We start from the raw sequence: 26,512 nt of genomic DNA on the forward strand, positions 1-26,512 counted from the left end.
CCACGCTCCGGTCAGGCCGCGAACCGTTCCCCGTCCGCGTCGCCGTCCTCCAGACCGGCCACGAACTCCCTCAGCCAGGCGACGAACTCCGGCCCCAGGTCCGGCCGGTCGCAGGCCAGGCGGACGACCGTGCGCAGATAGTCCGCCTTGTCGCCCGTGTCGTAGCGGCGGCCCGAGAAGATCACGCCATGCACCGTGCCGCCCGCCGCGAGTTCCTGGAGGGCGTCGGTGAGCTGGATCTCACCGCCGCGGCCGGGTGCGGTGCGCTCCAGGACGTCGAAGACGGCCGGGTCGAGGACGTACCGTCCGATGACCGCGTACCGGCTGGGCGCGTCCTCGCGCGCGGGCTTCTCCACCAGACCGGTGACGCGCACCACCCCGTCCTCGCCTGACGGGGCCACGGCCGCGCAGCCGTAGAGATGGACCTGCTCCGGCGGGACCTCCATCAGGGCGACCACGCTGCCGGCGTACCGGTCGCGGACCTCCAGCATCCGGCTGAGCAGGGTGTCGCGCGGGTCGATGAGGTCGTCGCCGAGCAGCACCGCGAACGGCTGGTCCCCGACGTGGTTGCGGGCGCAGAGCACCGCGTGACCGAGCCCGAGCGGGTCGCCCTGCCGGATGTGGTGGATGTCGGCGAGCCGGGCCGGGTCGCGCACCGCGTCCAGCCGGACCGTGTCCCCCTTGGCCGCGAGCGCCTGCTCCAGCTCGAAGGCGTGGTCGAAGTGGTCCTCGATGGCCCGCTTGTGCCGGCCCGTGACCATCAGGACGTCGTCCAGACCCGCGGCGGCCGCCTCCTCGACGACGTACTGGATGGCCGGCTTGTCGACCACCGGCAGCATCTCCTTCGGCGTCGCCTTGGTGGCGGGCAGGAAGCGCGTACCGAGGCCGGCGGCCGGGACGACTGCTTTGCGAACACTGGGTGCGGAGTGGGGGGCGCTCATGCGGATCATGCTGTCGTACCGGGATGGGAGTATCCCGGGAGTCGGATCAGAGATTCCTGTGCGTCCTCCCCGCGCCGGAGAGGGGCCGGCCGCTCCGGGCCGGAAGGCGGAGATTCGGTGTGTCAGGCGGCTTTGTGTGTCCACAAGTTGAGTCGGCGGATCCGGAAGCATTTCGAATGCGGGTGCGGATACCGCCGGTAACTTATCTGAAATTCCCGCGCTTTGAACTTGGGTCACTCGAACTGCTTGTTTCCTGTGATCCGCATGTGCGAAGGTGAGCCTCCCCTTACGGATGGGCCGGATCAGGCCAACGTGCCTGGTCAGACAAAGGTACGCACCAATCAGGCACCGGCTTTCCGACACCGTGCTTTTCCGTGCCGTTCGTCGGCTTGGAAGGAAAAGGTTCCGTGCAATCCCCCAACCCCCCACGCCCGCCCCACCCGCCCCGCCCCGGCTGGTCACCCGGCGACTCCGATCCCCAGCTCGCCGCACGGCTGGCCGCCCGTCCGGCCGGTGACGACCTACGGGCCCATGCCATCGCCCTGCTGTTCGCCCGCCACTGGCGGGCGGCCCACGACTACGCGACCGTCTGCCTGGCGGGCACCGAGGACACGGCGCGGCTCGTGGCCGCCGCCGCGTTCCACGAGGTGCTCGGACGGCTCGCGGACGGGCGCACCGGCGGTGCCCTGCGTCCCCAACTCCTCGTAGCCGTACGGGAGACGGTCCGAAAATGGGCCGGCACCGACGGAGTGGCCGATGTTCTGCCGGAGCTGCGGAAAACCGTGGGCGGTCGCGGACTGCGCGCAGCACGGGCGGTCACCGCCGAAAGACGGCAACTCGCCGAGCGTTCTTTCCAGTTGCTCCCGGCCGCCTCCCAATGCCTGTTGTGGCACACGGAGGTGGAGGCGGAACCCATATCCGTACCGGCCGGTCTGTCCGGTGTGGACGACCTCTCCGCGGCGGCCGCCCTGGAACAGGCGCGGGAACAATTCCGGGCCGGCTGTGTCCGCGCCCACCGGGAACTCGCGCCGACGCGTGAATGCCGCTTCTACAACCGGCTCCTCGACATTCCGCTGCGCCGCGGCGGGACCCTGCTCCCCGATGTCCGGGAGCATCTCGCACACTGCCGCTTCTGCCGGCACGCCGCCGAACAGCTCAGCCATTTCGACGAGGGCCTCGACGCGCTGCTCGCCGAGACGGTCCTGGGCTGGGGCGCCCGCCGCTATCTCGACTCCCGCCCCGGACGCACGGCCTCCGCCGCCGTGCCGGCCGGGCCCTCCGTGCCGACCGGGCCCGCCGCTCGGCGCCCGCCCGTCACGGGCGGCCGGCACCGCACCACCTCGGCGGGACTGCTCGATCTGCCCGGCAGGCGGCCCAAGGCCCTGCTGGTGGGCGTGGGGCTGACCTCGCTCGCGCTGGTCGCGACCCTGTTCGCGGCCAAGGGCTGGTCCGATGACAACGGTGTCCCCGGACCCGGGGCCACCTGGGGCGCGCCCGTCGGCGGGACCGGTACCCCGGCCACCGGCGCACGCGAACTGCCCGTTGGCTCCGACACCCCCTCGTCCTCCGGATCCCCGTCGGCCGCCTCCGCGTCCCGGTCCGCCGAGGTCGCGCACGGCAGGCTGCGCAGCCCGGACACGCAGCTCTGCCTCGACGCCGCCCGCGGCCTGGCCCGGCCCGGAGCGGGCATCGTCCTCGCGGGATGCTCGGCGGCCCCGTCACAGCAGTGGTCGTACCAGGACGACGGCCTGCTGCGCAGCGCCGCCGACCCGACGCTCTGCCTGGCGGCGGACCCCGGCCACCGGACGACCGCGCTGGTCAGGTGCCTGGTGCACGCCGGTGAGACCTTCTTCGATCTGACCGTCCGCGGGGAACTCCTGCTGCGGCGGGACGACGGCCTGGTCGTCGCGCGCGCCGCCGGCCGGCCGGGAGCGCCCGTGGTGGTCACCGAACGGGACGGCTCCGGCGGACAGCGATGGGTGTTCGACACGGCCGAGGCGGCCCCGGCGGCGTCCGGTCCGGCCGCGGGGAGTACGGCGCGGCCGCCCGCTCCGGGCACACCCGGCTCCCCCGACCTGCCGGCGCCGCGCGGTGACCGGTCCCTCGCCCCGGACACCGCGCCTGCGCCCGCCCAAACCGCGCCGGCAGCGCCGGAGTTCGAGACGAGGGTCGCCCAGGTGCAGTGCTGCGATCAGCCGGCCGGCCCGGCCGGGCCGCCGGTCGCCGCGACGCTCCTCGACGCGCTCCCGGCGCCCGCCGGGGTGTCCGACGCGCTCGGGAACGTCGTCACGGACGTGACCGGAGTCCTCGGCCGCTGAGCCGCGAACCGGAGGGAGGGGCCGCCCGAGGGGAGTGGCTCCTCCCTCCTCTTGTGTCCTTCTCGCTCCTCTTCTCTCGCGCTCCCCGCGCCCTCACGGTGGTGGCCCCCCAGCTACGAGGTGCAGACGTCCCTCAGCTCCGCGGCAGCCTTGTCGATCTCCGCGGAGTCGGGCCGGTTGCCGTCGAGGACGTCCTGGTTGTAGTCCTCGACGGCCTGCTGGAGGTGGTCGACCGCCTTGTCGACCTTGCTCGCGCCGGACGAGCCGTCGTCCGACTTGTCGTCGATCTTGTCCAGCTTCTTCTCGATGGTGTCGACGGAGTCCTCGGTCCGCGTCGGATCCTCGATGGCGTCGGCTCCGGCCTTGTCGATCGCCGTGATGCTGTCAGCGATGTCGTCCGCGGTGGAGAGGCAGTCGACGGAGTCGCCGAACTCGCAGCCGGTGAGCAGTCCGGCGGTCAGCGCGACGGCTGCCGCTGCGGTGGCGATGACGGCGGTACGGCGTCCGCGTCGGCGGTACACGGCCATGGCGGGGTCCCTTCGGAAACGGTGGGGGCACGGTGGGTTCGGTTCTCCCTCCACGATGACGTGACCGCGCCGTCGTCACGAGGGGCCTCACCCCCGGACGGGTGGTGTAGCGGGCTACACCACGGATCGGCCCGGCTCCGGCCGACCCGGTAGGCTTCCCGGGACGGCATGGCTGTCCAGGGGACGTCGAACGGGAGGAACTCGCGGTGCACGTGCAGGAATGGCTCGACACGGTGCCCGCGGCCGCTGTCTACGCCCTGGTCGGCCTGGTCATCGGACTCGAGAGCCTCGGCATCCCGCTGCCGGGCGAGATCGTCCTGGTCTCGGCCGCGCTGTTGTCCTCCCAGCACGGCGGGATCAACCCGGTCGTCCTCGGCGCGTGCGCCACCGCGGGGGCCGTGATCGGCGACTCCATCGGCTACGCCATCGGCCGCAAGGGCGGACGCCCTCTGCTGGCCTGGCTCGGCGCGAAGTTCCCCCGGCACTTCGGCGAGGGGCATATCGCCACCGCCGAGCGGTCCTTCGAGAAGTGGGGCATGTGGGCCGTCTTCTTCGGCCGCTTCATCGCCCTGCTGCGTATCTTCGCCGGCCCGCTCGCGGGCGTTCTGCACATGCCGTACTGGAAGTTCCTCGTCGCCAACGTCCTCGGCGGCATCGTCTGGGCGGGCGGCACGACGGCCGTCATCTACTACGTCGGTGTCGTGGCGGAGTCCTGGCTGAAGAAGTTCTCGTACCTGGGCCTGGTGCTTGCGGTGCTGATCGGCCTGGCCTCGCTGCTGATCGTCAAGCGCAAAGCGAAGAAGATGCAGAGCGCCCCGCAGGAGGCCGGGGCGGAGGCGGAGACCGTGCCCGCCGCCGCCGAATAGGCGGCCCGCCCTACTCGTGCACCTTCCCGTGAGCCTTCGCCAGGTCCGCGTACAGGGTGCCGTTCAGCGTCACACCCTGCCGCTCCTCCTCGCTCAGCTCCCGCCGGACCTTGGCCGGTACGCCGGCGACCAGCGACCCCGGCGGGACCTCCATCCCCTGGGGTACGAGCGCCTGCGCGGCGACCAGCGAACCCGCCCCGATCACCGCTCCGTTGAGCACGGTGGCCCCCATCCCGACGAGACAGTCGTCCCCGACCCTCGCCCCGTGCACCACGGCGTTGTGGCCGACGGACACCCGCTCGCCGATCGTCACCGGAAAGCCGGGGTCGGCGTGCAGTGTCACGTTGTCCTGGATGTTGGCGTCCGCCCGGACCGTGATGCTCTCCACGTCGCCCCGCACGACGGCCCCGTACCAGACGCTCGCGCCCGCCTCCAGCGTCACGTCGCCGATCACCGAGGCGGTCGGGGCCACGAACGCCTCGGCGTCGATCTTCGGTTCCCTGCCGCCGATGCCCACGATCAGCGCCTTGTGCGTCATCACCGTCTCCTCGTGTCGGTCGTCCCACCGCACGGTACGCCACCCGGTGGGGCGAAGATCACAGGGCTGCGGGTCCGTGGCCGCACCGCGCGCTGAGTACGGTGAGCGGGTGCCGAAGCCCTGGAACACGTTCTCATCACGGCGGCGCCGACTGGTGCAGCGCGCCGTCCACGCCGGCTGGGCGTGGGTGCAGCGCACGGGCTCCGTCACCGCCGAGCATCCCGGACGCTTCCGCTTCGGCTCGATGGGCCAGGGCACCCGGCTCGCCTTCCCGCTCGGCACGGTCTTCGGGGAGCCCTGGATCCACCTCGGCGCGCACTGCATCGTCGGCGAGCAGGTGACCCTGACCGCCGGTCTGATGCCCGACCTGGACCTCGGCCCGGAGCCGATCCTGCGTCTCGGCGACGGCGTGGTGCTGGGCCGGGGCAGCCATGTCATCGCCGACACCACGGTGACCATCGGCAGCGACTGCTACTTCGGTCCGTATGTGTACGTCACGTCGACGAACCACTCCTACGACGATCCGCACGAGCCCATCGGCAAGCAGTGGCCCCGCATGGAGCCGGTGGAGATCGGCCCGGGGTGCTGGATCGGCACGGGGGCCGTGATCCTGCCGGGTGCGCGGATCGGACGGAACGTCGTCGTCGCGGCCGGTGCGGTGGTGCGCGGCACGGTGCCCGACCACTCCGTCGTCGCGGGGGCGCCCGCCAAGGTCGTACGGCGCTGGACACCCGCCGAGGGCTGGCAGCCGCCGCTGCGCACCCCGGCCCCGGTGCCGATCCCGGACGGGGTCACCTCGGACCAACTGGTCGCGCTGTCCGGACTCGACGAGGAGACGGCGGACGCCCTGGCCCGACTGGACCCCTAGGGAATCATCCCGTCGCCAGCAGCAGGGAGCCCACCAGGGCCAGGCCGGCGCCCGCCGCCTGGACCGCGCGCAGCCGTTCCCGCAGGAAGCCGCGCGCGGCGAGGGCGGTCACGACGGGGTAGAGCGAGGCGAGTACGGCGGCGACCGTGACCGGGCCGTGCTGCGCGGCGACGGCGTAGGTGCCGTTCGCGGCGACGTCGGCCAGCCCGACGAACCCGTACGCCGGCAGCGCGGACCGGCCCAGACCGCCCTCGGGAAGCGCGGGCGCCCCGCGGCGCACGGCCGTGCGGAGCGCCGCGCCGCCGGCGGCCACGCTGGTCACGCGCTGCACGAACAGGGCGAGGAACAGGCCGGTGACGGTCGTGGACGCCTCGGTGATCAGGACGAACACCGTGCCGAAGCCGAGCGCCGCCACCAGGGTGAGCAGAACGGCCCGCCGCTGCACCGGGGCGCCCCTCACCTGCGGGCCGGCCGCCAGGACGACCCCGATCACCGCGACCGCGATGCCCGCCGCCTGGACGGGGCCCGGCCGCTCGCCGAGGACCAGCCCGACGGAGACCGGCACGGCGACGCTCAGGGTGGCCAGTGGGGACACGACTCCCATGGGGCCGAGCGCCAGCGCCTGGTAGAAGGAGAACAGGGCGACGGGGCCCACCAGTCCGGCCGCGACCGCGAACCACAGGCGGGGGCCGGCCTCGCTCCAGCCCCCGGTGGCGACCACGATCGCCCCGAGGACGACGGCCGCGATCGACTGCGAGACCACGACCACGGTGAGCGCCGGGGCCCGGCGCGTCAGCAGCCCGCCGCCGAAGTCGGCCAGGCCCCACAGGAGGCTGGTGGCCAGAGCGAAGAGTGCTGTCACGGGGTCCCTCGCAGTACAGTTCGATGCACGATCAGGTACACCCCACGGTAGTACAGGGAAGTGAATCCTGGCATCCAGAATATTGGACTCCCGAAGTGGACGGAACGTGTCGGACCTCGAACTCCTGACCCAGTCCCTGGCGCGCAACGTCAAGCACTGGCGCGCGGTGCGCGGCTTCACCCTGGACGTGCTCGCCGCCCGGGCCGGTGTCAGCCGCGGGATGCTCATCCAGATCGAGCAGGCGCGCACCAATCCGAGCATCGGCACGGTGGTCAAGATCGGTGACGCGCTCGGCATCAGCGTCACCACCCTCCTCGACTACGAACGAGGCGCGAAGGTCCGTATCGTCCCGGCCGACCAGGCGGTACGGCTGTGGCACACCGACGCCGGCAGCTACAACCGGCTGCTCGCCGGCACGGAGGCGCCCGGGCCGCTGGAGATGTGGGACTGGCTGCTGATGCCGGGGGAGAGCAGCCTCTCGGAACCCCACCCCGTCGGCACGGTCGAGCTCGTGCACGTCACCGCGGGCGAACTGGCGCTCACCGTGGACGGCGAGGAGTACCGCGTCCCGGCCGGCGCGAGCGCCTCCTTCGAGGCGAGCGTCCCGCATGTCTACGGCAACCGGGGCGAGGTGCCGATGGAGATGGTGATGGCCGTCTCGGTGCCGCCCGTGCCCTGAGACGCCGCGTCCGTCGGGGGGGGGCGGCTCTTGTTAGCGTGCGGTCATGCGCGCACCGATCGGACACTTCGACACCGCCACCCCCGCCCCCGACTGCCTCGACGAGCTGGTCGCCCCGGTCGCCGACGCCGTGCGCCGCTGGAGCGGCAGCGTGCCCGCGGACGCGTTCGTCCACGTCGACACGGACCCGCAGTGGGCTGACACGGCCGTCTTCGTGGAGCACTACGGCCGGGAGCTGCTGGAGCAGTCCGCCAACTGCGTGGTGGTGGCCGGCAAGCGGGGCGGCGAGACGACCCTCGCCGCGTGCGTCGTGCTGTCCACCACCCGGGTCGACGTCAACGGCGTCGTGCGCCGCGAACTCGGCGCCCGCAAGGCCTCGTTCGCGGCGATGGACACGGCGGTGGGGGAGACCGGCATGGAGTACGGCGGCATCACCCCGATCGGACTCCCGGCCGGCTGGCCGGTGTTGGTGGACTCAGCGGTCGTCGACCTGCCGTACGTCCTGGTGGGCAGTGGGCGCCGGCGCGGCAAGCTGCTGGTGCCGGGCAAGGCGTTCGCCGAACTGCCGGGCGCGGTGGTGCTGGAGGGGCTGGGCGTCGCCTGACCTCAGGCCGTCGTGTGATGGGCGAGGACCAGATGCGGGTCGTCCTCGCCCGGCACCGGCGCCGGATCCGCGTGGACCAGCGCGGCCGTCAGGCGCGGCACGGCGTGCAGCAGGGCGTGTTCGGCGGCCACGGCGATGCCGTGCGCCCGGCGTACCGTCGCCTCGCCGTCCACGACGACCGCCACCTCGGCCCGCAGCCGGTGTCCGATCCAGCGCAGCCGCAACTCGCCGACCGCACGCACCCCTTCGACCTCCCGCAGCGCCTGCTCGGCGCGGTCGACCAGGGCCGGGTCGACGGCGTCCATCACCCTGCGGAACACCTCGCGAGCCGCGTCCCGCAGTACCAGGATGATCGCCGCCGTGATCGCCAACCCCACGACCGGGTCCGCGAGTCGCCACCCGAGGGCCGAGCCGCCCGCGCCCAGCAGCACCGCCAGCGAGGTGAAGCCGTCCGTGCGCGCGTGCAGTCCGTCCGCGACCAGCGCGGCCGAGCCGATCGAACGGCCGACCCGGATCCGGTACCGCGCGACCCATTCGTTGCCCGCGAAGCCGGCCAGCGCTGCCACGGCGACCGCGCCGACGTGCTCGACGGGGCGTGGGTTCATCAGCCGCTCGACCGCCGTCCACCCCGCGAAGGCCGCCGACGCGGCGATCGTCAGCACGATCGCGAGGCCCGCCAGGTCCTCCGCCCGGCCGTACCCGTAGGTGAAGCGGCGGGTGGCCGCCCGTCGGCCCAGCACGAAGGCGATGCCCAGCGGTACGGCCGTCAGCGCGTCCGCCGTGTTGTGCACCGTGTCGCCGAGCAGGGCCACCGATCCGGACAGCGCCACCACGAACGCCTGCGCGGCCGCCGTCACGCCCAGTACCGCCAACGACACCCACAGGGCGCGCATGCCCCGGGCCGAGGACTCAAGCGCCGGGTCGAGCTTGTCGGCGCTCTCGTGCGAGTGCGGCGTGAGGAGGTGGGCGACGCGGTGGCGCAGCCCCGGGGAGGGGGCGGGGGCGGGGGAGGAGTGGTGGTGCGGGTGCTCGTGGGCGTGCTCGTGGGTGCGGGCGTGGTCGTGGTCGTGGTGATGAGGGTGTCCGCGGTCGTGCCGGTGTCCGTGCTCGTGGTCGTGCCGCTCGCTCACGTCGATCCCTTCCGGTGCGCCGAGGTGGACGCGCGTCCGCCCACTCCGCCATTATGTGCGTATGAGCGCACGCATGCACCTGTCACCTGCACACCATGCGCATCCGCGCAGCCCGGGCGAGGAGCAGTTCGCCCTCGCCGCCGAGCTGCTCGCCCTTCTCGGGGACCGCACCCGGCTCGCCCTGCTGCACGCGCTGACCGCCGGCGAGGCCGATGTGACGACGCTGACGGACGGCGTCGGAGCGGCCCGGCCGGCGGTCAGCCAGCACTTGGCGCGGCTGCGGCTGGCCGGACTCGTGAGCACCCGCAAGGAGGGCCGCCGGGTGGTCTACGCCCTCTCCGACGGCCATCTGCGGCGCCTGGTGGACGAGGCACTGAACGTGGCGGACCACCGGCTGGGGGACGAGCCGGTGCACGACTGACTCAGTAGTGCTCGGCCGTTCCCAGGTACTGCTCGGCGAACGCAGCGGCGGCGGCCGGAGAGGTGAACAGGCGGCGCAGCCGGGCGAACGTCGTGCCCGCCCGGAACGGGTCGCCGGCCGCGGTCCCGTGGTACACCTCGGACAGCCACTGGGAGAACTCCTGGTAGTCCCACACCCGGCGCAGAGCCGCCTGCGAGTAGTCGTCCAGGCCGTCGCCGTCACCGCCGTCGAGATACGCCACCAGCGCGTCACCCAGCAGAAACGCGTCGTGCAGGGCGAGGTTCATCCCCTTGGCGGCGATGGGCGCCACGAGGTGGGCCGAGTCGCCGGCGAGGAAGAGCCGCCCGTACGTCATCGGCTCGACCACGTAGTCGTGCATGTCCAGCACGCGCTTCTCGATCAGCCGCCCCTCGGTGAGCGGCGGGGCCCCCGCGGCCTCGAGTCGCTGGTGCAGTTCGGACCAGACCCGGTCGTGGGGCCAGTTCCCGGGGTCGTCGCCCGGCGGGCACTGGAGGTAGTACCGGGTCACCTCGGGACTGCGGGCCATGTGCCCGGCGAACCCGTTCGGGTGGACGCCGAACAGGACGCAGTCGGAGGACGGCGGCGCCTCGGCGAGCAGCGCCAGCCAGCCTATGCCGTAGTCGTGCCGCGCGATCCGGGCCCGCTCCGGCACCAGCGCGGCCCGGCCGACCCCGCGCGCCCCGTCGGCGCCCACGACGAAGTCGCAGGTGAGCACCTGCCGTGCGGCGGTGTCGGGGCAGATGTACGACACCGAGGGACGGGCCGTGTCGAGGTCGTGCAGCTCGACGTCCCGCACGGAGAAGCGGGCGTCGCCGCCGCGTCCGTCGACGTACTCGTGGACGAGGTCCGTCACCAGCAACGGCTGGGGATACACCCAGTGGTGATGGCCCGTCAGCTCGGTGTAGGGAAAGCGGTAGCGCTCGCCGCCGAAGCGGAACTCGCACGCGGAGTGCTGCTGGGCGCGCGCCAACAGGTTCCCCGCCAGGCCCCGTTGCCGCAGCTCTCGGACGGCCCACTCCTCGATGACTCCGGCACGCGGCCGCCGTTCGACGAACTCACGGCTCTCCGTCTCCAGGACGACGCAGTCGACGGACGCGGCCCGCAGGATGTTCCCGACGGTGAGACCCGCGGGACCCGCGCCCACGACGACGACGGGAGTGTGGTGGGGGGAAGGGGAGTTGGTGGTCACCCGCACATTATGGGCGGGCCCCACGGCACGGACGGGAGAGCGCCGGCGGTCAGCCCAGCCGGGGAATCTCGATCGCCGGGCAGCGGTCCATGACCATCTCCAGGCCCGCGGCCCGGGTCCGGTCGTAGGCCGCCTCGTCGACGACGCCGAGCTGGAACCACACCGCCTTCGCGCCCTTGGCGACCGCCTCGTCCGCCACGGCACCCGCGAGTTCGCCGTTGACGAAGACGTCGACGACGTCCACCTCGAAGGGGATGTCCGCGAGGGAGGCGTACCCCGGCTCCCCGTGCACCGTCTCCGCCTTCGGGTGGACGGGTACGACCCGCTTGCCGTGACGCCGGAGCACCTCGGCGACACCGTAGGCCGCCCGCCCGCGGTTCGTGGACAGGCCCACCACGGCCCAGGTGTCGCCGAGCCCGGTGAGGATCTTGCGGATCGTTGCCTCGTCGCCGTACACCGGCGGCCTCCTTGAGATCGGAAAGGAACAGTCCCCGCCTACAACAGCACGCACCGGACCCTGATTCCGGTCCCTGCCTGCGAAGTCGCGCCCACCCGCCTAGGCTCGCCTCGTGCTGCGCATCATCGACGCCCGAACCGGCGACCCCGTCGTCGCCGCCCCCCTCCGCCGTGGTCTGACCCGGGTGGAGGCCCATGCCTCGGGGTACGGGGCCGGGTCGCTCCGGGTCCTCCTCGTCGCCGACCTCCTCGTCCGCGCGCTGGAACTCGGCGGCACGCCCGTGTGGGCGCTGCTGTCCGGCGAACGCGATCAGGCGGAACTCCGGGCGGGTGCCACCGCCCTCGGCATGCACCCCTTCGAGGACGGGCGCGACCTCGGCGCGGGCGCCGGAGTGGGCGAGGCGCAGATCCTGCACGTCGTGGAGGAGGGCGGGCGAACCGCCGACGGGGTGTGTGTCGCCGTCGCGCCGGCGGAGGGCGCGGTGCCCGGTGGGCCGGGATCGGGCCGGGCTCCGGCGGGTACGGACACCGACCCCGCCGTTCTGCGGCTCGCCCTTCTCTCCCGGCCCCGTAACGAGCCGCTGCGGCTCGACCCGGACGTGCTGGGCGAGGCCCGGGACACCCTCGGACGCTGGCGACGGGTCGTCGCCGCATGGGCGCGGCGTCCCTCGCGGCCGGTCCCCGAGGGAGTGCGCGCGCGGCTGCGTACCGCCTGGGAGGACGACCTGGACCTGCCCGAGGTGCTGCGGATACTGCGGTGGGTGGAGGACGCCGGCCCCGAGCTGCCGGACGGCGCCCGCTTCGAGAGCTACGCCTACGCCGACCGGCTCCTCGGCCTCGAACTCACCCGAGACCTCGGAGCCCCGGCGTGACCGCGCCCGGGGGCGGTACCGAAAGCGGGGGCGAGGACCGGGCCGGGGACGGGGCCGGGCGGCGCCGGCTGGTGGTGCTGCGGCACGCGAAGTCGGCCTGGCCGGACGGCGTCCCCGACCACGAGCGGCCGCTGGCCCCGCGCGGCCTGCGGGACGCGCCGACCGCGGGCCGCGCGCTCGCCGAGGCCGGCTGCGTCCCGGACCTCGCCCTGTGCTCCACCGCCGCCCGCGCCCGCGGGACCTGGGAGCTGGCCGCCGCCGAGTGGGACACCCCGGCCCCGGTGCGCTTCGACCCGCGGCTCTACGGCGCCGACGTCCCCGGGCTCCTGGAGGTCGTCCACGAGACGCCCGCAGAGGTCGGGACGCTGCTGCTGGTCGGGCACAACCCCGGCCTGGAGGAACTGGTCCTCGACCTGGCGGGGGACGGGACCGGCGAGGCCCTGGACGAGGTGCGGCTGAAGTTCCCGACATCGGCGATCGCCGTCCTGGCCTGGTACGGACCCGGCTGGCGGTCCCTGACCCAGGGCGCGGCCGTGCTCACGTCGACGACCGTCCCGAGAGGCCGAAAGCCCCAGGACACCTAGCGAGCGCCGCACACGCCACCGGCCCGCCCGCTCACCCGTCCCTCCCGCGGCGGCGGCTCGGCGATCACCGCTTAGGCTGGCCGGATGCAGGACGAGTACCGCACGGTCGCCCACGCGGGCGTGCACGAGACCGAGGTCAACCGTTCCCGCTTCCTGTGTGCGCTCGCCCCCGCGGCCACCGAGCGGGAGGCCCAGGCCTTCATTGCGTCCGTCCGCAAGGAGCACGCCGACGCCACCCACAACTGCTGGGCCTACGTCATCGGCGCCGATGCCTCCGTCCAGAAGGCGAGCGACGACGGCGAACCCGGCGGCACGGCGGGCGTCCCCATGCTCCAGATGCTGCTGCGCCGCGACATGCGGTATGTCGTCGCCGTCGTCACCCGCTACTACGGCGGGGTCAAGCTGGGCGCGGGCGGCCTCATCCGGGCCTACGGCGGCGCGGTCGGCGAGGCGCTCGACACCCTCGGCACCCTCACCCGCCGCCGCTTCCGCCTGGCCACACTGACCGTGGACCACCAGCGCGCCGGCAAGGTGCAGAACGACCTCCACTCGACGGGGCGCGCGGTACGGGACGTCCGCTACGGCGAGGAGGTCACCATCGAGATCGGTCTGCCGGACGCCGACGTGGACGCCTTCCGCGCCTGGCTCGCGGACGCGACGGCGGGGACGGCGGGGTTCGAGCTGGGCGGGGAGGCGTACGGGGACGCCTGACGCGGCGGCGGGTGACTCGGTGATTCGTCACACGCTCGGCGCACTCGTGGGCGAGATGTCCGCAACGCCCCCGTATGTCGGTCGGCATGACGGTGCGATACGGGAGTAACCGCCCGTGATGTCAGACCCGGCCGTTAGTCTCGGGGATCATGAGGCTCCTGCACACTTCCGACTGGCATCTCGGCCGGGCGTTCCACCGGGTGAACATGCTCGGCGCCCAGGCCGAGTTCATCGGTCACCTCGTCGCGACCGTGCGTGAGCGCGAGGTCGACGCGGTGGTCGTGTCGGGAGACGTGTACGACCGCGCGGTGCCCCCGCTCGCCGCGGTCGAACTGTTCGACGACGCCCTGCACCGGCTCGCCGCCCTCGGCGTACCCACGGTGATGATCTCCGGGAACCACGACTCGGCCCGCCGGCTCGGCGTGGGCGCCGGGCTCATCGACCGCGCGGGCATCCACCTGCGGACGGATCCGGCGGCGGCGGGGACCCCGGTGGTCCTCCAGGACACGTTCGGCGAGGTCGCGTTCTACGGTCTGCCCTATCTCGAACCCGCCCTGGTGAAGGACGAGTTCGGTGTGGAGAAGGCCGGTCACGAGTCCGTGCTGGCCGCCGCGATGGACCGGGTCCGGACCGACCTCGCCGCTCGCCCGCGCGGCACACGTTCCGTCGTCCTCGCCCATGCCTTCGTCACCGGCGGCGAGCCCAGCGACAGCGAGCGGGACATCACCGTGGGCGGGGTGGCCTCCGTACCCGCCGGGGTCTTCGACGGCGTCGACTACACGGCGCTGGGGCACCTGCACGGCTGCCAGACCCTCACCGAGCGCGTGCGCTACTCCGGCTCCCCGCTGCCGTACTCCTTCTCGGAGAGCGAGCACCGCAAGACCATGTGGCTCGTCGACCTCGGCGCCGGCGGGGAGCTCGACGCCGAGCGGATCGACTGCCCGGTGCCGCGCGCCCTGGCCCGGATCCGCGGCCCCCTGGAGGAGCTGCTCGCCGACCCCGCCCTCACCCGCCACGAGGAGGCGTGGGTCGAGGCGACCCTCACCGACGCCGCCCGCCCGGCCGACCCCATGGCCCGGCTCGTCCGGCGCTTCCCGCACACGCTCAGCCTCGTCTTCGCCCCCGAGCGCGCACCCGACGACCCCGACGTGTCCTACGCACGGCGCCTCGCCGACCGCACCGACCAGGAGATCGCCGAGGACTTCGTGGCCCATGTGCGCGGGGCGGGCCCGGACACCGGGGAGCAGGGCGTGCTGCGGGACGCGTTCGACGCGGTGCGCGCGGAGAACGCGGTACGGGAGGTGGCGCGGTGAGGCTGCACCGGCTCGACCTGACGGCCTTCGGCCCCTTCGGCGCCCCCCAGAGCGTCGACTTCGACGAACTCTCCGCCGCCGGGATCTTCCTGCTGCACGGGCCGACGGGCGCCGGCAAGACCTCCGTCCTGGACGCGGTCTGCTACGCGCTGTACGGCTCCGTACCCGGCGCCCGGCAGAGCGGCCAGGGCCTGACCCTGCGCAGCGACCACGCGGCGCCCGGCACCCGTACCGAGGTCACCCTCGAACTCACCGTCGCGGGGCGCCGCCTGGAGATCGCCCGGCAGCCGCCCTGGGAGCGGCCCAAGAAGCGCGGCGCGGGCACGACCGTCGAGAAGGCGCAGAGCCGGCTGCGTGAGTACGACGCCGCCGGCGGCGCCTGGAAGGAACTCAGCCGCTCCCACCAGGAGATCGGCGAGGAGATCACCCAGCTGCTCGGCATGAGCCGCGAGCAGTTCTGCCAGGTCGTGCTGCTGCCCCAGGGCGACTTCGCCCGATTCCTGCAAGCCGACGCCGAGGCGCGCGGCCGACTCCTCGGCCGCCTGTTCGACACCCGCCGCTTCGCCGAGGTCGAGAAGCGGCTCGTCGAGCGCCGCCGCGCCACCGAGGCACGCGTGCGTGAGGGCGACTCCGCCCTGCTCGCCGACGCCCACCGGATGCAGCAGGTCGCCGGGGACGCCATGGAGCTGCCCGAGTTCGCCCCGGGCGACCCGGGGCTCGCCGAGGCGGTGCTGGCCGCGGCCGCCGTGGCCCGCAGCACCTCCCGTGAGCTGCTGACGACCGCCCACGGCGGCCGCCTCGCCGCCGAGTCCGCGCAGGCCGCCGCCGAGCGCGCGCTGGACGACGTCCGTGAACGGGCGCGGCTCCAGCGGCGGTTCGCCGACGCGCGCGAGCGGGCCGCCGTACTGGAGGAGCGGGCGGGCGAGCATCGGGACGCGCAGGCGCGGATGGAACGGGCACGGAAGGCCGAGGCGGTGGCGCCCGCCCTGGAACTGCGCGAAGCCGCCGAGACCGAGCACACCCAGGCGTCCGCGCGAGCGGCACGCGCGCGGGACCTGCTGCCGCGGCGGTACGCGGACGCCGGAGCCGCCGGGCTCGCCGCCGCCGCACGCCGGGCCGCCGAGGAACTGGGCGGCATGGAGTCGGCCCGCCGGGGAGAGCGACGGCTGGCCGGTCTCGTCGCGGAACGGGCCGACCTGGACCGGCGCGAGCGCGACGACGAGGACGTCCTGACGGAGACCGAGGCCTGGCTCGCCGACTGGGACACCACCCGCGAGGCTCTCCGGGCCCGTATCGAGACCGCACAGGAGGCCGCCGCCCGCGCCGAACAGCTCGACGGCCGGCGCGAGCCGGCGCAGCGGCGCCTGAAGGCGGCCCGGCTCCGCGACGAGCTGGCCCGCGACCTGGAGGCCGCGCAGCGTAAGGCCCTCGACTCCGGGGAGCAGGCGCAGACGGCCCGAGCGCACTGGCTCGACCTCAAGGAACAGCGCCTGAACGGCATCGCCGCCGAACTGGCCGCCACCCTCGCAGACGGGACGCCGTGCGCCGTCTGCGGCGCCACCGAGCACCCCGCGCCCGCCCGCAAGGTCGAAGGACATGTCGACCGCGAGACCGAGGAACGGGCGCTCACCGCCTCCCGGCGCGCGGAGGAACGGCACGCCCAGGACGAACGCGAGCTCGGCCTCGTCCGAGAGGCGCTCGCGGCCGCGACCGCCGAGGCCGGCGACACCCCGACGGACCGGCTCGCCGCCGAGGCCCGGGAGGGGGAGGAGGCCTACACGCGGGCGCGCCGGGAAGCCTCCGCCCTGCACCCCGCGCGTGAGGAACTGCGTCAGGCGGAGCAGGAGTACGAGCGCCGTACCGCCGAGCAGCGCGAGGCCGCGGTACGGACCGCGTCCCGGGTGGGGCACCGGGAGCGCCTGGAGCGCGAACGGGTCACCCTGGAGGAGGAGCTGGCACAGGCCCGGGGGTCCGCGCAGAGCGTCGCCGCGCGGGCCGCCGAACTGGAGGGGCTGGCCGCACGGCTCACCGACGCCGCCGACACCGCCCGCCTCGCCGAGGGGAGCGCCGAGCGTCTCAAGGCGGCCGACGGACGCCTCGACGAAGCCGCCTTCCGGGCCGGCTTCGACACCCCGCGGGCCGCCGCCGACGCCCTCCTCGACGACACCGCCCACCGTGAGCTGCAACACCGGCTGGACGCCCGGCAGTCCGAGGAGGCCGCCGTGCGGGCCGTCCTCGCCGAACCCGACACCGTGGCGGCGGCCCGGCAGCAGCCCGCCGACGTCGCGGCCGCGGAACGGTCGGCGGCCGCCGCGGCCGAGCGGCTGCGCACGGCCGCCTCCGCCCAGGACGCCGCCGCCCGCCGCTGCGCCGAACTCGACCAGCTCTCCGCGCGCGCGAGCGACGGGGTACGGCGGCTCGGTCCGCTGCGCGAGGAGTACGACCGGGTGGCCCGCCTGGCCGGCCTCACCGCCGGCACCTCCGCCGACAACGAGCGCAAGATGCGCCTGGAGGCCTACGTCCTGGCCGCCCGCCTCGAGCAGGTGGCCGCGGCCGCGACCGTCCGCCTGCACCGGATGTCCTCGGGCCGGTACACCCTCGTCCACTCCGACGACCGGGCCGGGCGCGGGCGCAGCGGGCTCGGGCTGCATGTCGTCGACGCCTGGACCGGGCGGGAGCGGGACACGGCCACGCTGTCGGGCGGCGAGACGTTCTTCGCCTCGCTCGCCCTCGCCCTCGGCCTCGCCGACGTGGTGACCGACGAGGCGGGCGGGGTCCGCCTGGACACCCTCTTCATCGACGAGGGGTTCGGCAGCCTCGACGACCAGACGCTCGACGAGGTCCTCGACGTCCTCGACTCGCTGCGCGAACGCGACCGCAGCGTCGGCATCGTCAGTCATGTCGGCGATCTGCGGCGGCGCATCCACGCCCAGCTGGAGGTCGTGAAGGGGAGATCGGGGTCGGTCGTGCGGCAGCGGGGCTACCGGCCCACCGGACGCCTGGGAAGCGGCGAGGAGTAGACGACGCTGGTCGTCACCGAACCGAGCGCGCCGATCTTGCCCGACACCTCTTCGAGGTGCCGCATCGAACGGGCGGTGACCTTGATCACGAAGCAGTCGTCGCCCGTCACATGGTGCGCTTCGAGGATCTCGGGCGTGACGGCCACCAGGTCGTGGAAGGGCTTGTAGTTGCCGTTGGGGTAGCGCAGCCGCACGAAGGCCAGGATCGGCAGCCCCAGCCGCTCGGGGTCCACCACGGCCGCGTACCCCTGGATGACGCCCGCCTCCTCCAGCCGCCGCACCCGCTCGGTGACGGCGCTCGGCGACATCGCCACGGCGCGTGCCAGGTCGGCGAAACTGGCCCGGCCCTCACGCTGGAGGACCTCGAGAATGCGCCAGTCGGTGGCGTCCGGGGAATAAGCGGTCATGAGGGAGGGGTACCAGGGGAATCCCCGGCGGGGCAAGGCCGAGACCGGGGAATGCCCCTTCAGGAAGGGGGTGCGCCGGTCGTAGATTTCTGGTCACCGAAAGCAGTCGACCAGCCGGAACCCCACGGGAGGGCCCCGCGATGACCCCCATGACCCCCCTCACCCCACCCACCGCCGTGGCCGGCACAACCGTCACGACCGGCACGGCCGCGACCGCCGCCAACCCCGTCCTGCGCGTCGCCCCCGCCGCCCCGGCCGAGGCCGCCGCCCACTTCCGGGCGAGCCTCGTGTTCTACGCCGACGTCTCCGACGTGGCGGCCGCCCTCGCCGCCGGTGGCGACCCCGGCTTCGTCGTCCTGGACTCCCGCTCCACCGAGTCCTGGGACCAGGGCCACATCCCGGGCGCCGTCCACCTGCCCACCGCGCTCATCGCCGAACAGGCCGCGGGGCTCCTCGACCGGGACGTGCCGGTCGTCACGTACTGCTGGGGGCCCGGCTGCAACGGCGCCACCCGCGCCGCCCTCGCGCTCGCCGAACTCGGCTACCGGGTCAAGGAGATGCTCGGCGGCTTCGAGTACTGGGCGCGCGAGGGCTTCGCGTACGAGACCTGGGAGGGCGGCGGCCGGCGCGCCGCCGATCCGCTCACCGCGCCCGTCGAGGCGGAGAACTGCGGGTGCTGACGCGGAGAACTGCGGGTGCTGACAGCGGGTTCGGGACCGGCCGGCGACCGTACCGCCGCCGGCCCCGAGGCGTGACTCAGAGCTGTGCCAGCTCCTCGACCAGGTCGTCCAGACCCAGCGAGCCCTGCGAAAGGGCCGCCATGTGCCAGGACTTGAGGTCGAAGGCGTCGCCGTGGCGCTCACGGGCCTTCTCCCGGCCCAGCAGCCAGGCCCGTTCACCGAGCTTGTAGCCGATCGCCTGGCCCGGGATGGTCAGGTAGCGGGTCAGCTCGCTCTCCACGAAGTCCGCGGGTCGGCTGCTGTGGGCGCCGAAGAACTCCTGGGCCAGTTCCGGGGTCCAGCGCTCACCCGGGTGGAAAGGGGAGTCCGCCGGGATCTCCAGCTCCAGGTGCATGCCGATGTCGACGATGACCCGGGCCGCCCGCATCATCTGCGCGTCCAGATAGCCGAGCCGCTGCTCCGCGTCGGTGAGGAAGCCGAGTTCGTCCATCAGCCGTTCCGCGTACAGCGCCCAGCCCTCGCAGTTGGCGCTGACCATGCCGACGGAGGCCTGGTACCGGGAGAGGTTCCCGGCGACGTGCGCCCACTGCGCGAGCTGGAGGTGGTGACCCGGGACGCCCTCGTGGTACCAGGTGGAGACGAGGTCGTAGACCGGGAACCGGGTCTGTCCCATCGTCGGCAGCCAGGTACGGCCGGGCCGGGAGAAGTCCTCCGTCGGAGGCGTGTAGTACGGGGCGGCCGCGCCGCCGGGCGGGGCGATCCGCGACTCCACCTTCCGTACCCGCTCGGCGAGTTCGAAGTGCGTGCCGTCGAGCGTCTCGATCGCCTGGTCCATCAGGCCCTGGAGCCAGTCGCGGACCTCGTCGACGCCCTCGATGTGCTTGCCGTGCTCGTCGAGATGGGCCAGAGCCACCCAGGGGGTCTCCGCGCCCGGCAGGATCTTCTCGGCCTCCTGCTTCATCTCGGCGAGCAGCCGGTGGTACTCCGCCCAGCCGTAGGCGTAGGCCTCCTCCAGGTCGAGGTCGGTGCCGTTGAAGTAGCGGGCCGCGCGGGCGTACCGCTCGCGGCCGACGGTGTTCGGCGCGCTCTCGATCGTCGGCGCGTACACGTCGCGCATCCAGTCCCGCAGCTCCACGACGGCCGCGGTCGCCGCGCGGGCGGCCTCGTCCAGCTCCGCGCGCAGCGCGTCCGGCCCGGTGGACACGAAGTCCTCGAACCAGCCGCGGCCCTCGCCGTCGGTGTCCGACCACTCGGTGAGCTGTCCGACGAACGTGGCGGTCGGCCGCGGCGCCGCGTACAGCTTGCGCTCCAGACCCAGCGCCAGGGACTCCCGGTACCCCGCGAGGGCCGCCGGCACCCCGCGCAGCCGCTCGGCGACCGCCGCCCAGTCCGCGTCGGTGTCGGTGGGCGTCACGGTGAACACCTCACGCACGTGATGCGGAGGAGTGGCCATGTTGCCGACGGCGCGCAACGCCTCGTCGGCGTCGTGCACACCGAGTTCCGCGGTCAGACGCTCGCGCAGCAGGCGTGCGCACCGGCGCTCGATGTCACTTTCCGCGCCGGGCCTCCGCTCCGCCTCGTCGAGCCTGGCCAGGGTGTCCCGCGCGAGCCGCGCGAGCGCCTCCTGGCCGGTGGGCGAGTAGTCGGGCAGACGGCTCGAACTCTCCTGAACGCCGAGATACGTACCGGTCACCGGGTCGAGGGCGATGAGGTCGTCGACATACGCGTCGGCGACCTCGCGGGGAAGCGGGCTGCTGGTCTGTGACATGGGCTCCATCCTCGTACGAGGCGGTGGCGCACGTCACGCGGATTGTCCCGAAGCCGTCGGCGGCAGCAGCGGTCCGCACTCCCACTGCTGGAATATCAGCCGTGTCTCCACCCGGGCCACCTCCCGCTGCGAGGTGAACTCGTCGAGCACCAGACGCTGCAGATCCGCCATGTCCGCGACGGCGACATGGACGAGATAGTCGTCCGGCCCGGTCAGGTGGAACACGGTGAGCGCCTCCGGGAGCCCCCTGATCCGCTCCACGAACGGCCCCACCAACTCCCGCCGGTGCGGCCTGACCTGTACCGACAGCAGCGCCTGCAGACCACGCCCGAGTTTGGCCGGATCGAGCCGCAGCTGATGCCCGAGGATCACGCCCGAGCGGCGCAGTCGGGTCACGCGGTCCAGGCACGTCGACGGCGCGACCCCGACCTGCGCCGCGAGATCGCGGTAGGTGGTCCGGGCGTCGTTCTGGAGCAGCCGCAGCAGCTGGAGATCGACCGGGTCCAGTACGACGGATTCAGCCATTGGCCGAACGTAGCACGGTGTTCGATTACAGGGAGCCGTTCGATGTTCACCCTGCGGTCCATGGACTCAGTCTCAGCGAGCACGCACGCGTACGACGAGGTACGCGCACCCGCGTCGAGAGCGCCCCGCGCACTGGCCACCGAGGCCGTACACGCAGGGCGGGACGACCTGGCCCGGCAGGGCCTGCACGCCCCGCCGATCGACCTGTCCACCACCTACCCCTCGTTCGACAGCCGCGCCGAGGCCGCCCGCATCGACGCGTTCGCCGCGACGGGCGCGGAGCCGGAGGGGCCGCCCGTCTACGGACGGCTGGGCAACCCGACGGTCGCCCGCTTCGAGACGGCCCTCGCCCGCCTCGAGGGCACCGAGAGCGCGGTCGCGTTCGCCAGCGGGATGGCGGCGCTGAGCGCCGTGCTGCTCGCGCGCGCCTCGACGGGACTGCGGCACGTCGTCGCCGTCCGCCCCCTCTACGGTTGCAGCGACCATCTGCTGACCGCAGGGCTGCTCGGCTCGGAGGTCACCTGGACCGATCCTGCGGGGATCGCCGACGCGCTGCGCCCGGACACCGGTCTCGTGATGGTCGAGTCGCCGGCCAACCCCACGCTCGCCGAGGTCGATCTGCGGGCCGTCGCCCACGCCTGCGGCTCGGTCCCGCTGCTCGCCGACAACACCTTCGCCACGCCCGTGCTCCAGCGCCCCGCGGAGCAGGGTGCGCGGCTCGTGCTGCACAGCGCCACCAAGTACCTGGGCGGGCACGGGGACGTGCTGGGGGGTGTGGTCGCCTGCGACGAGGAGTTCGCCGGGCGGCTGCGGCAGGTACGGTTCGCCACCGGCGGCGTCCTGCACCCGCTGGCCGGCTATCTGCTGTTGCGGGGCCTGTCGACGCTTCCGGTGCGGGTGCGGGCGGCCTCCGCGACCGCCGCCGACCTCGCCGGGCGGCTGGCCGCCGACCCGAGGGTGGCGCGGGTCCACTATCCGCGGATCGGCGGCGCGATGATCGCCTTCGAGGTCCACGGCGACCCGCACGAGGTGATCGCGGGGGTCCGGCTGATCACCCCGGCCGTCAGCCTCGGCAGCGTCGACACCCTCATCCAGCACCCGGCGTCCATCAGCCATCGCATCGTGGACGAGCGGGAACGCCGGGGCGCCGGCGTGAGCGACCGGCTGCTGCGGCTCTCGGTCGGCCTGGAGGACGTCGAGGATCTGTGGGGGGACCTGCGAGGCGCGCTCGGCGCGGGCACCACGGCCGCACCGTCCGAGCGCGGAGCCGCGGTCGTGTGACGTATGCGGTGACGCGCACGCGGTGACACGGGGGGAGCGACGACGCGAGACCGACGATGCGCATGTCGCGATACGTGAGGGGCGACGCGTGAGGGGCGACGCGTGAGCGGTGACGCGTCCGCCGCGACGCGTGAACGGTGAGTCGTATGCGGTGGCCCGTGGCGTCAACCGAATGCCGACGGCCCGGCGGTGCTTCGTACCGCCGGGCCGTGCGGGGGTCCGTGTCCGCGCGGGGTGGACTCAGTCGCGGGCGACGCGCTCGTCGTACCGCCCGGATCCGGCCTGCGCCCGGGCGGCGGCGCCGTGCAGGCGGGCGGTGATGACCAGCGTCCCCTCCTCGATCTGGTAGTCGAGGGGCAGGTCGAGGCCGCGCATGGCGGCGACCATGCCGGTGTTGGAGGCCTGCGTCACGGCGTAGACGCTCTCGCAGCCCGCCTCGACGGCCATCGCCACCAGCCGGCCGAGCAGTTCGGCGCCGATGCCGCGCCGCTGCCACTGGTCCTCGATCAGCAGGGCGACCTCCGTCTCGTCGCCGTCCCACAGCAGGTGGCCCAGGCCGACGACGCGCCCCGACGGGGTCCGCACGGCGAGGGTGCGGCCGAAACGGGGGCTGAGCAGATGCCGGAGGTAACGGTCGGCGTCTCCGACGGGGCCGTGGTAGCGCATCCCGAGCGTGCGCGAGGAGCACCGCTCGTGCATCGCCTTCGCCGCCGCCAGGTCACCGGTGTCGGCCCGGCGCACGGTGATGGCGTTGCCCTCGGGCAGTGTCAGCACGTCCTGGCCGCGCGGCACCCGCGGACCGAGCCGGGCGTCCAGCTCCACCAGGGCACGCGCGCGTGCGAACTCGGTCGGGGTGAACGGCAGATACGGCCGCTCCACGGTGATCACTCCGCCTTCCGGCGCGCGCAGGCGCATCACGGTGTCCTCCAGTACGCCCTCCACGGGCACGCCCTGTCGACCGCGGTCGGCGCCGCCCGGTGCGGCGGGCAGCGAGCGGATCGTGCAGCGACCGAGCAACTGGCGCAGAGCCAAGGGTAGTTCGGCCGCGTCGAGGGCGGTGCGGGTGGCCAGGCCGAGGACCCGGGTCGGCGCGTCCACCAGGTCGTGGGCGTCGGCCCGTTCGATCCAGGTGCCGCTGCCGCCCGCCAGTGCCACGGCCCGGGTGATCTCGGCCGCCGCCAGGGCGCCCGGGGCGCGCAGCAGGAACTCGTCCACGGTGTCCTGGCCCAGCGGGTGTGTCTGGAGGCTCAGGATGTCCACCCGGTGGCCGGCCAGCGCCGCGCAGAGGGCGGCCAGCGACCCCGGGGCGTCCTTCACCGTCGTCCGCATCCGCCACAGGACGCTCTCCTCGGCGACCTGCGAGGGGAGTTCGGACGGCCCGGCCTGCGGCTCGTCGGAGTGCGGCCGGGCGTCGGTATCGCTCGTCGGCGGTGCGTGACCGTGGCGCCGTGCCCACCAGGTGTGGAAGCCGGCCGTGGCGACGAGCAGGGCCGCGGAGACGGTCAGCAGCGCCGGACCGTCGGGTCCGTGTCCCACCAGGTTCGCCACCCCGTCGGCCGCGGCGACCGCGGTGAACAGCGCGGCGAGTTCCACCGCGTCCCGTCGCCAGTGGTGCACCGGGCGTCCGCGCTTCGCACGCGTCACATCAGACATGTCTCGAGTCATGAAGCCACTGTGGAGGAACGGTGTTGCGTGATCACGAACGATTTGTGACTGATGGGTAAAGGCTACGAATGCCCGATTTGTTAATTCTTCTACGATCGCCTCGTGCACCAGGTGTCACGACCGTGCCGCGCACCGGGGGATGACGCCGGTGCGCGGCACGTTTTCGAGGGTACGGGACGCCGGACTACTGGCCGACCCGTCCCGGCTGGAGCACCTGTGTGAACAGCACGGTTCCGTCCTGCTCGCGCAGACGCACCGTCAGCTCGCCGCTGCCGCCGTCGATGTCGACCTCGCCGAAGAACTGATAGCCGTCGGCGGGCGACACGTTCGAGGCGGTCGGCGCCTTCACGAACACCCGCTCGGGACCGAAGGTGCCGTCCAGCGCGCCGGCCGGGAAGGCGCCCGCGTTGAGAGGACCGGAGACGAACTCCCAGAACGGCTCGAAGTCGGTGAACGCGGCCCGCGACGGCTGGTAGTGCTGCGCCGAGGTGTGATGGACGTCGGCCGTCAGCCACACCGTGCCGGTGATCCGCCGGTGCTTGACGTACCGCAGCAGCTCGGCGATCTGGAGCTCACGGCCCAGCGGCGCGCCCGGGTCGCCCTGCGCGACGGCCTCGATGTTCGCCCTGCCCTCGGTGGCGTCGGGCACCACCAGGCCGATCGGCATGTCGGCGGCGATCACCTTCCACACCGCGCGCGACCGGGAGAGCTCCCGCTTGAGCCACTCCAGCTGCTCGGCGCCGAGGATGCCCTGCGGGTCCACGGTCTGGTCGTCCGGCGAATTGGCGTTGCGGTAGGTCCGCATGTCCAGCACGAACACGTCCAGCAGCGGCCCGTGGCGCACGACGCGGTGGACCCGGCCCTCCTTGGCGCCCGGACGCAGGATGGAGATCGGGAAGTACTCGCCGAACGCCCGCCGGGCCCGTCCCGCGAGCACGTCGACGCTCTTCTCCGTGTACCGGGTGTCGGAGGCGGCGATCACCTCGCCCGGGTACCAGTTGTTGCGGACCTCGTGGTCGTCCCACTGGATGATGGACGGCACCTGCGCGTTGAAGCGGCGCAGGTTCTCGTCGAGCAGGTTGTAGCGGAAGTTGCCGCGGAACTCGGCCAGCGTCTCGGCGACCTTGGACTTCTCCTCCGTGACGACGTTCCGCCAGAGGGTGCCGTCGGGCAGCGCCTGGGTCGCCGTGATCGGGCCGTCGGCGTAGATGTTGTCGCCGCTGCACAGGAAGAAGTCGGGATCGAGCCTCGCCATCGCGTCGTAGATGCGGTAACCGCCCAGCTCGGGGTTGATGCCCCAGCCCTGGCCCGCGAGGTCCCCGGACCACAGGAAGCGCACCCCGTCGCGGCGCCCCGCGGGCACGGTGCGGAACGTGCCGGTCACCGGCTCCCCGGTGCGCCGCGGGTCGTCCGGGTCGGCGAGCAGTACGCGGTAGTGGATCTGCTCGCCGGCCGGCAACCCGTGCAGCCGGGTGGTGCCGGTGAAGTCCGTACCGGCGCCGAGCAGCGGACCGTGCCATCGGCGGGCGCCCCGGAACGACTCGGTGGCCGCCGTCTCGACGACCATCCGCGCCGGCCGGTCCGAGCGCACCCACACCAGCCCGGAGTCGGAGGTCACGTCCCCGGCCTGCACACCCCAACCGGCCCGGGGCCGCCCGGACAGCGCGAAGGCGGGCGCCGCGCCGACGGCGGCGGGCAGGGTCAGGGCCGCGGACGCGGCGAGCGAGCCGCGCAGGACGCCGCGGCGCCCGGGAAACGGACTGGGTGACATGGATGCGCCTCCAGGGGCGGGAACCGGCCGGTGTGCACAGCCACAACTACTGGGGCGCCGCAGCGCGCACGGAAACCGCAAGTGAACAACTGGCCGCGGGCACACGGGATCCGACGCGCACGGCCCACGCCACCCCTGTCACCCGCCCGCGACACCCTGCGCCGTCAGGCGTACGGCCACCCGCGCGCGACACCCTGCGCCCTCGGACGTACGGCCACCCGCCCGCGACACCCTGCGCCGTCAGGCGTACGGCCACCCGCGCGCGACACCCTGCGCCCTCGGACGTACGGCCACCCGCCCGCGACACCCTGCGCCGTCAGGCGTACGGCCACCCGCCCGCGACACCCTGCGCCGTCAGGCGTACGGCCACCCGCCCGCGACACCCTGCGCCGTCAGGCGTACGGCCACCCGCCCGCGACACCCTGCGCCGTCAGGCGTACGGCCACCCGCCCGCGACACCCTGCGCCGTCAGGCGTACGGCCACCCGCCCGCGAC

General features: G+C 73.6%; 25 protein-coding genes. 13 read left to right on the forward strand and 12 right to left on the reverse strand.

The window, feature by feature from the left end; translation table 11 throughout:
* Positions 1-11: 11 nt before the first annotated feature.
* On the reverse strand, positions 12-950 hold the full coding sequence (galU, locus tag OG440_RS31905) for a UTP--glucose-1-phosphate uridylyltransferase GalU (RefSeq protein WP_406010206.1): 939 nt from the start codon (positions 948-950) through the stop codon (positions 12-14).
* A 398-nt stretch (positions 951-1,348) separates the two neighbouring features.
* Between galU and OG440_RS31910 the strand changes: the two genes are divergently transcribed.
* Positions 1,349-3,259 (forward strand): RICIN domain-containing protein, encoded by a 1,911-nt coding sequence (locus OG440_RS31910; RefSeq protein WP_406010207.1) that lies wholly within the window; start codon positions 1,349-1,351, stop codon positions 3,257-3,259.
* A 113-nt stretch (positions 3,260-3,372) separates the two neighbouring features.
* Here OG440_RS31910 and OG440_RS31915 read toward each other — a convergent pair whose 3' ends face one another.
* Complete coding sequence (locus tag OG440_RS31915; protein WP_406010208.1) at positions 3,373-3,786, reverse strand: hypothetical protein; 414 nt, start codon at positions 3,784-3,786, stop codon at positions 3,373-3,375.
* Between the two features lie 206 nt (positions 3,787-3,992).
* Here OG440_RS31915 and OG440_RS31920 point away from each other — a divergent pair, with 206 nt between their 5' ends.
* Entirely contained in the window at positions 3,993-4,652 is a 660-nt protein-coding gene (locus OG440_RS31920) for a DedA family protein (protein ID WP_406010209.1), read from the forward strand.
* A 10-nt stretch (positions 4,653-4,662) separates the two neighbouring features.
* On the opposite strand, the gene OG440_RS31925 is transcribed toward OG440_RS31920, so the two are convergent.
* Positions 4,663-5,190 (reverse strand): gamma carbonic anhydrase family protein, encoded by a 528-nt coding sequence (locus OG440_RS31925; RefSeq protein WP_406010210.1) that lies wholly within the window; start codon positions 5,188-5,190, stop codon positions 4,663-4,665.
* A gap of 76 nt (positions 5,191-5,266) precedes the next feature.
* Between OG440_RS31925 and OG440_RS31930 the strand changes: the two genes are divergently transcribed.
* Positions 5,267-6,058: an acyltransferase gene (locus OG440_RS31930; protein WP_406010211.1), complete on the forward strand. Its 792-nt coding sequence runs from the start codon at positions 5,267-5,269 to the stop codon at positions 6,056-6,058.
* A 4-nt stretch (positions 6,059-6,062) separates the two neighbouring features.
* On the opposite strand, the gene OG440_RS31935 is transcribed toward OG440_RS31930, so the two are convergent.
* Positions 6,063-6,920, reverse strand: a complete 858-nt coding sequence (locus tag OG440_RS31935; RefSeq protein ID WP_406010212.1) for an EamA family transporter — start codon at positions 6,918-6,920, stop codon at positions 6,063-6,065.
* A 106-nt stretch (positions 6,921-7,026) separates the two neighbouring features.
* On the opposite strand from OG440_RS31935, the gene OG440_RS31940 reads away from it, so the two are divergent.
* Positions 7,027-7,599 (forward strand): helix-turn-helix domain-containing protein, encoded by a 573-nt coding sequence (locus tag OG440_RS31940; RefSeq protein WP_406010213.1) that lies wholly within the window; start codon positions 7,027-7,029, stop codon positions 7,597-7,599.
* A gap of 46 nt (positions 7,600-7,645) precedes the next feature.
* Positions 7,646-8,203, forward strand: coding sequence for a YbaK/EbsC family protein (locus OG440_RS31945; protein ID WP_406010214.1), 558 nt, complete (start codon positions 7,646-7,648; stop codon positions 8,201-8,203).
* Between the two features lie 2 nt (positions 8,204-8,205).
* Here the strand turns inward: OG440_RS31945 and OG440_RS31950 are convergent, their stop codons facing one another.
* Complete coding sequence (locus OG440_RS31950; protein WP_406010215.1) at positions 8,206-9,333, reverse strand: cation diffusion facilitator family transporter; 1,128 nt, start codon at positions 9,331-9,333, stop codon at positions 8,206-8,208.
* Between the two features lie 61 nt (positions 9,334-9,394).
* Here OG440_RS31950 and OG440_RS31955 point away from each other — a divergent pair, with 61 nt between their 5' ends.
* Entirely contained in the window at positions 9,395-9,754 is a 360-nt protein-coding gene (locus OG440_RS31955; protein ID WP_406010216.1) for an ArsR/SmtB family transcription factor, read from the forward strand.
* 1 nt (position 9,755) lies between these two features.
* Here the strand turns inward: OG440_RS31955 and OG440_RS31960 are convergent, their stop codons facing one another.
* Positions 9,756-10,964, reverse strand: a complete 1,209-nt coding sequence (locus OG440_RS31960) for a 4-hydroxybenzoate 3-monooxygenase (protein WP_406010217.1) — start codon at positions 10,962-10,964, stop codon at positions 9,756-9,758.
* A 49-nt stretch (positions 10,965-11,013) separates the two neighbouring features.
* Positions 11,014-11,421, reverse strand: coding sequence for a CoA-binding protein (locus OG440_RS31965; RefSeq protein WP_406010218.1), 408 nt, complete (start codon positions 11,419-11,421; stop codon positions 11,014-11,016).
* Between the two features lie 112 nt (positions 11,422-11,533).
* Here OG440_RS31965 and OG440_RS31970 point away from each other — a divergent pair, with 112 nt between their 5' ends.
* From OG440_RS31970 to OG440_RS31990, 5 genes are all read left to right on the forward strand, one after another.
* Complete coding sequence (locus OG440_RS31970; protein ID WP_406010219.1) at positions 11,534-12,292, forward strand: hypothetical protein; 759 nt, start codon at positions 11,534-11,536, stop codon at positions 12,290-12,292.
* Entirely contained in the window at positions 12,289-12,876 is a 588-nt protein-coding gene (locus tag OG440_RS31975; protein ID WP_406010220.1) for a SixA phosphatase family protein, read from the forward strand. The genes OG440_RS31970 and OG440_RS31975 overlap by 4 nt, the downstream gene beginning before the upstream one ends.
* A gap of 84 nt (positions 12,877-12,960) precedes the next feature.
* The gene (locus tag OG440_RS31980) at positions 12,961-13,587 is read left to right on the forward strand and encodes a YigZ family protein (protein WP_406010221.1); all 627 of its coding nucleotides are present in this window, start codon (positions 12,961-12,963) and stop codon (positions 13,585-13,587) included.
* A 149-nt stretch (positions 13,588-13,736) separates the two neighbouring features.
* The gene (locus OG440_RS31985) at positions 13,737-14,900 is read left to right on the forward strand and encodes an exonuclease SbcCD subunit D (RefSeq protein WP_406010222.1); all 1,164 of its coding nucleotides are present in this window, start codon (positions 13,737-13,739) and stop codon (positions 14,898-14,900) included.
* Complete coding sequence (locus tag OG440_RS31990) at positions 14,897-17,920, forward strand: AAA family ATPase (RefSeq protein WP_406010223.1); 3,024 nt, start codon at positions 14,897-14,899, stop codon at positions 17,918-17,920. The genes OG440_RS31985 and OG440_RS31990 overlap by 4 nt, the downstream gene beginning before the upstream one ends.
* Here OG440_RS31990 and OG440_RS31995 read toward each other — a convergent pair.
* Positions 17,881-18,327 (reverse strand): Lrp/AsnC family transcriptional regulator, encoded by a 447-nt coding sequence (locus tag OG440_RS31995; RefSeq protein WP_406010224.1) that lies wholly within the window; start codon positions 18,325-18,327, stop codon positions 17,881-17,883. The genes OG440_RS31990 and OG440_RS31995 overlap by 40 nt on opposite strands.
* A 149-nt stretch (positions 18,328-18,476) precedes the next feature.
* On the opposite strand from OG440_RS31995, the gene OG440_RS32000 reads away from it, so the two are divergent.
* Positions 18,477-19,007, forward strand: coding sequence for a rhodanese-like domain-containing protein (locus OG440_RS32000; RefSeq protein WP_406011513.1), 531 nt, complete (start codon positions 18,477-18,479; stop codon positions 19,005-19,007).
* Positions 19,008-19,083: 76 nt separating this feature from the next.
* On the opposite strand, the gene OG440_RS32005 is transcribed toward OG440_RS32000, so the two are convergent.
* Together OG440_RS32005 and OG440_RS32010 are read right to left on the reverse strand one after the other, a co-directional pair.
* A complete protein-coding gene (locus OG440_RS32005) occupies positions 19,084-20,775 on the reverse strand; it encodes a DUF885 domain-containing protein (RefSeq protein WP_406010225.1) in 1,692 nt (563 codons plus the stop codon).
* A 33-nt stretch (positions 20,776-20,808) separates the two neighbouring features.
* Positions 20,809-21,300 (reverse strand): Lrp/AsnC family transcriptional regulator, encoded by a 492-nt coding sequence (locus OG440_RS32010; RefSeq protein ID WP_406010226.1) that lies wholly within the window; start codon positions 21,298-21,300, stop codon positions 20,809-20,811.
* Positions 21,301-21,360: 60 nt separating this feature from the next.
* On the opposite strand from OG440_RS32010, the gene OG440_RS32015 reads away from it, so the two are divergent.
* Positions 21,361-22,581 carry a trans-sulfuration enzyme family protein gene (locus tag OG440_RS32015; protein WP_406010227.1) on the forward strand — a complete coding sequence of 407 codons (1,221 nt, stop codon included), beginning with the start codon at positions 21,361-21,363 and terminating at the stop codon, positions 22,579-22,581.
* A gap of 240 nt (positions 22,582-22,821) precedes the next feature.
* Here OG440_RS32015 and OG440_RS32020 read toward each other — a convergent pair whose 3' ends face one another.
* Both OG440_RS32020 and OG440_RS32025 read right to left on the reverse strand, forming a co-directional pair.
* On the reverse strand, positions 22,822-24,234 hold the full coding sequence (locus tag OG440_RS32020) for a GNAT family N-acetyltransferase (RefSeq protein WP_406010228.1): 1,413 nt from the start codon (positions 24,232-24,234) through the stop codon (positions 22,822-22,824).
* A gap of 196 nt (positions 24,235-24,430) precedes the next feature.
* Entirely contained in the window at positions 24,431-26,017 is a 1,587-nt protein-coding gene (locus OG440_RS32025; protein ID WP_406010229.1) for an alkaline phosphatase D family protein, read from the reverse strand.
* Between the last annotated feature and the right edge of the window lie 495 nt (positions 26,018-26,512).

The organism is Streptomyces sp. NBC_00637 (genome assembly GCF_045161545.1).
Lineage (GTDB): Bacteria > Actinomycetota > Actinomycetes > Streptomycetales > Streptomycetaceae > Streptomyces.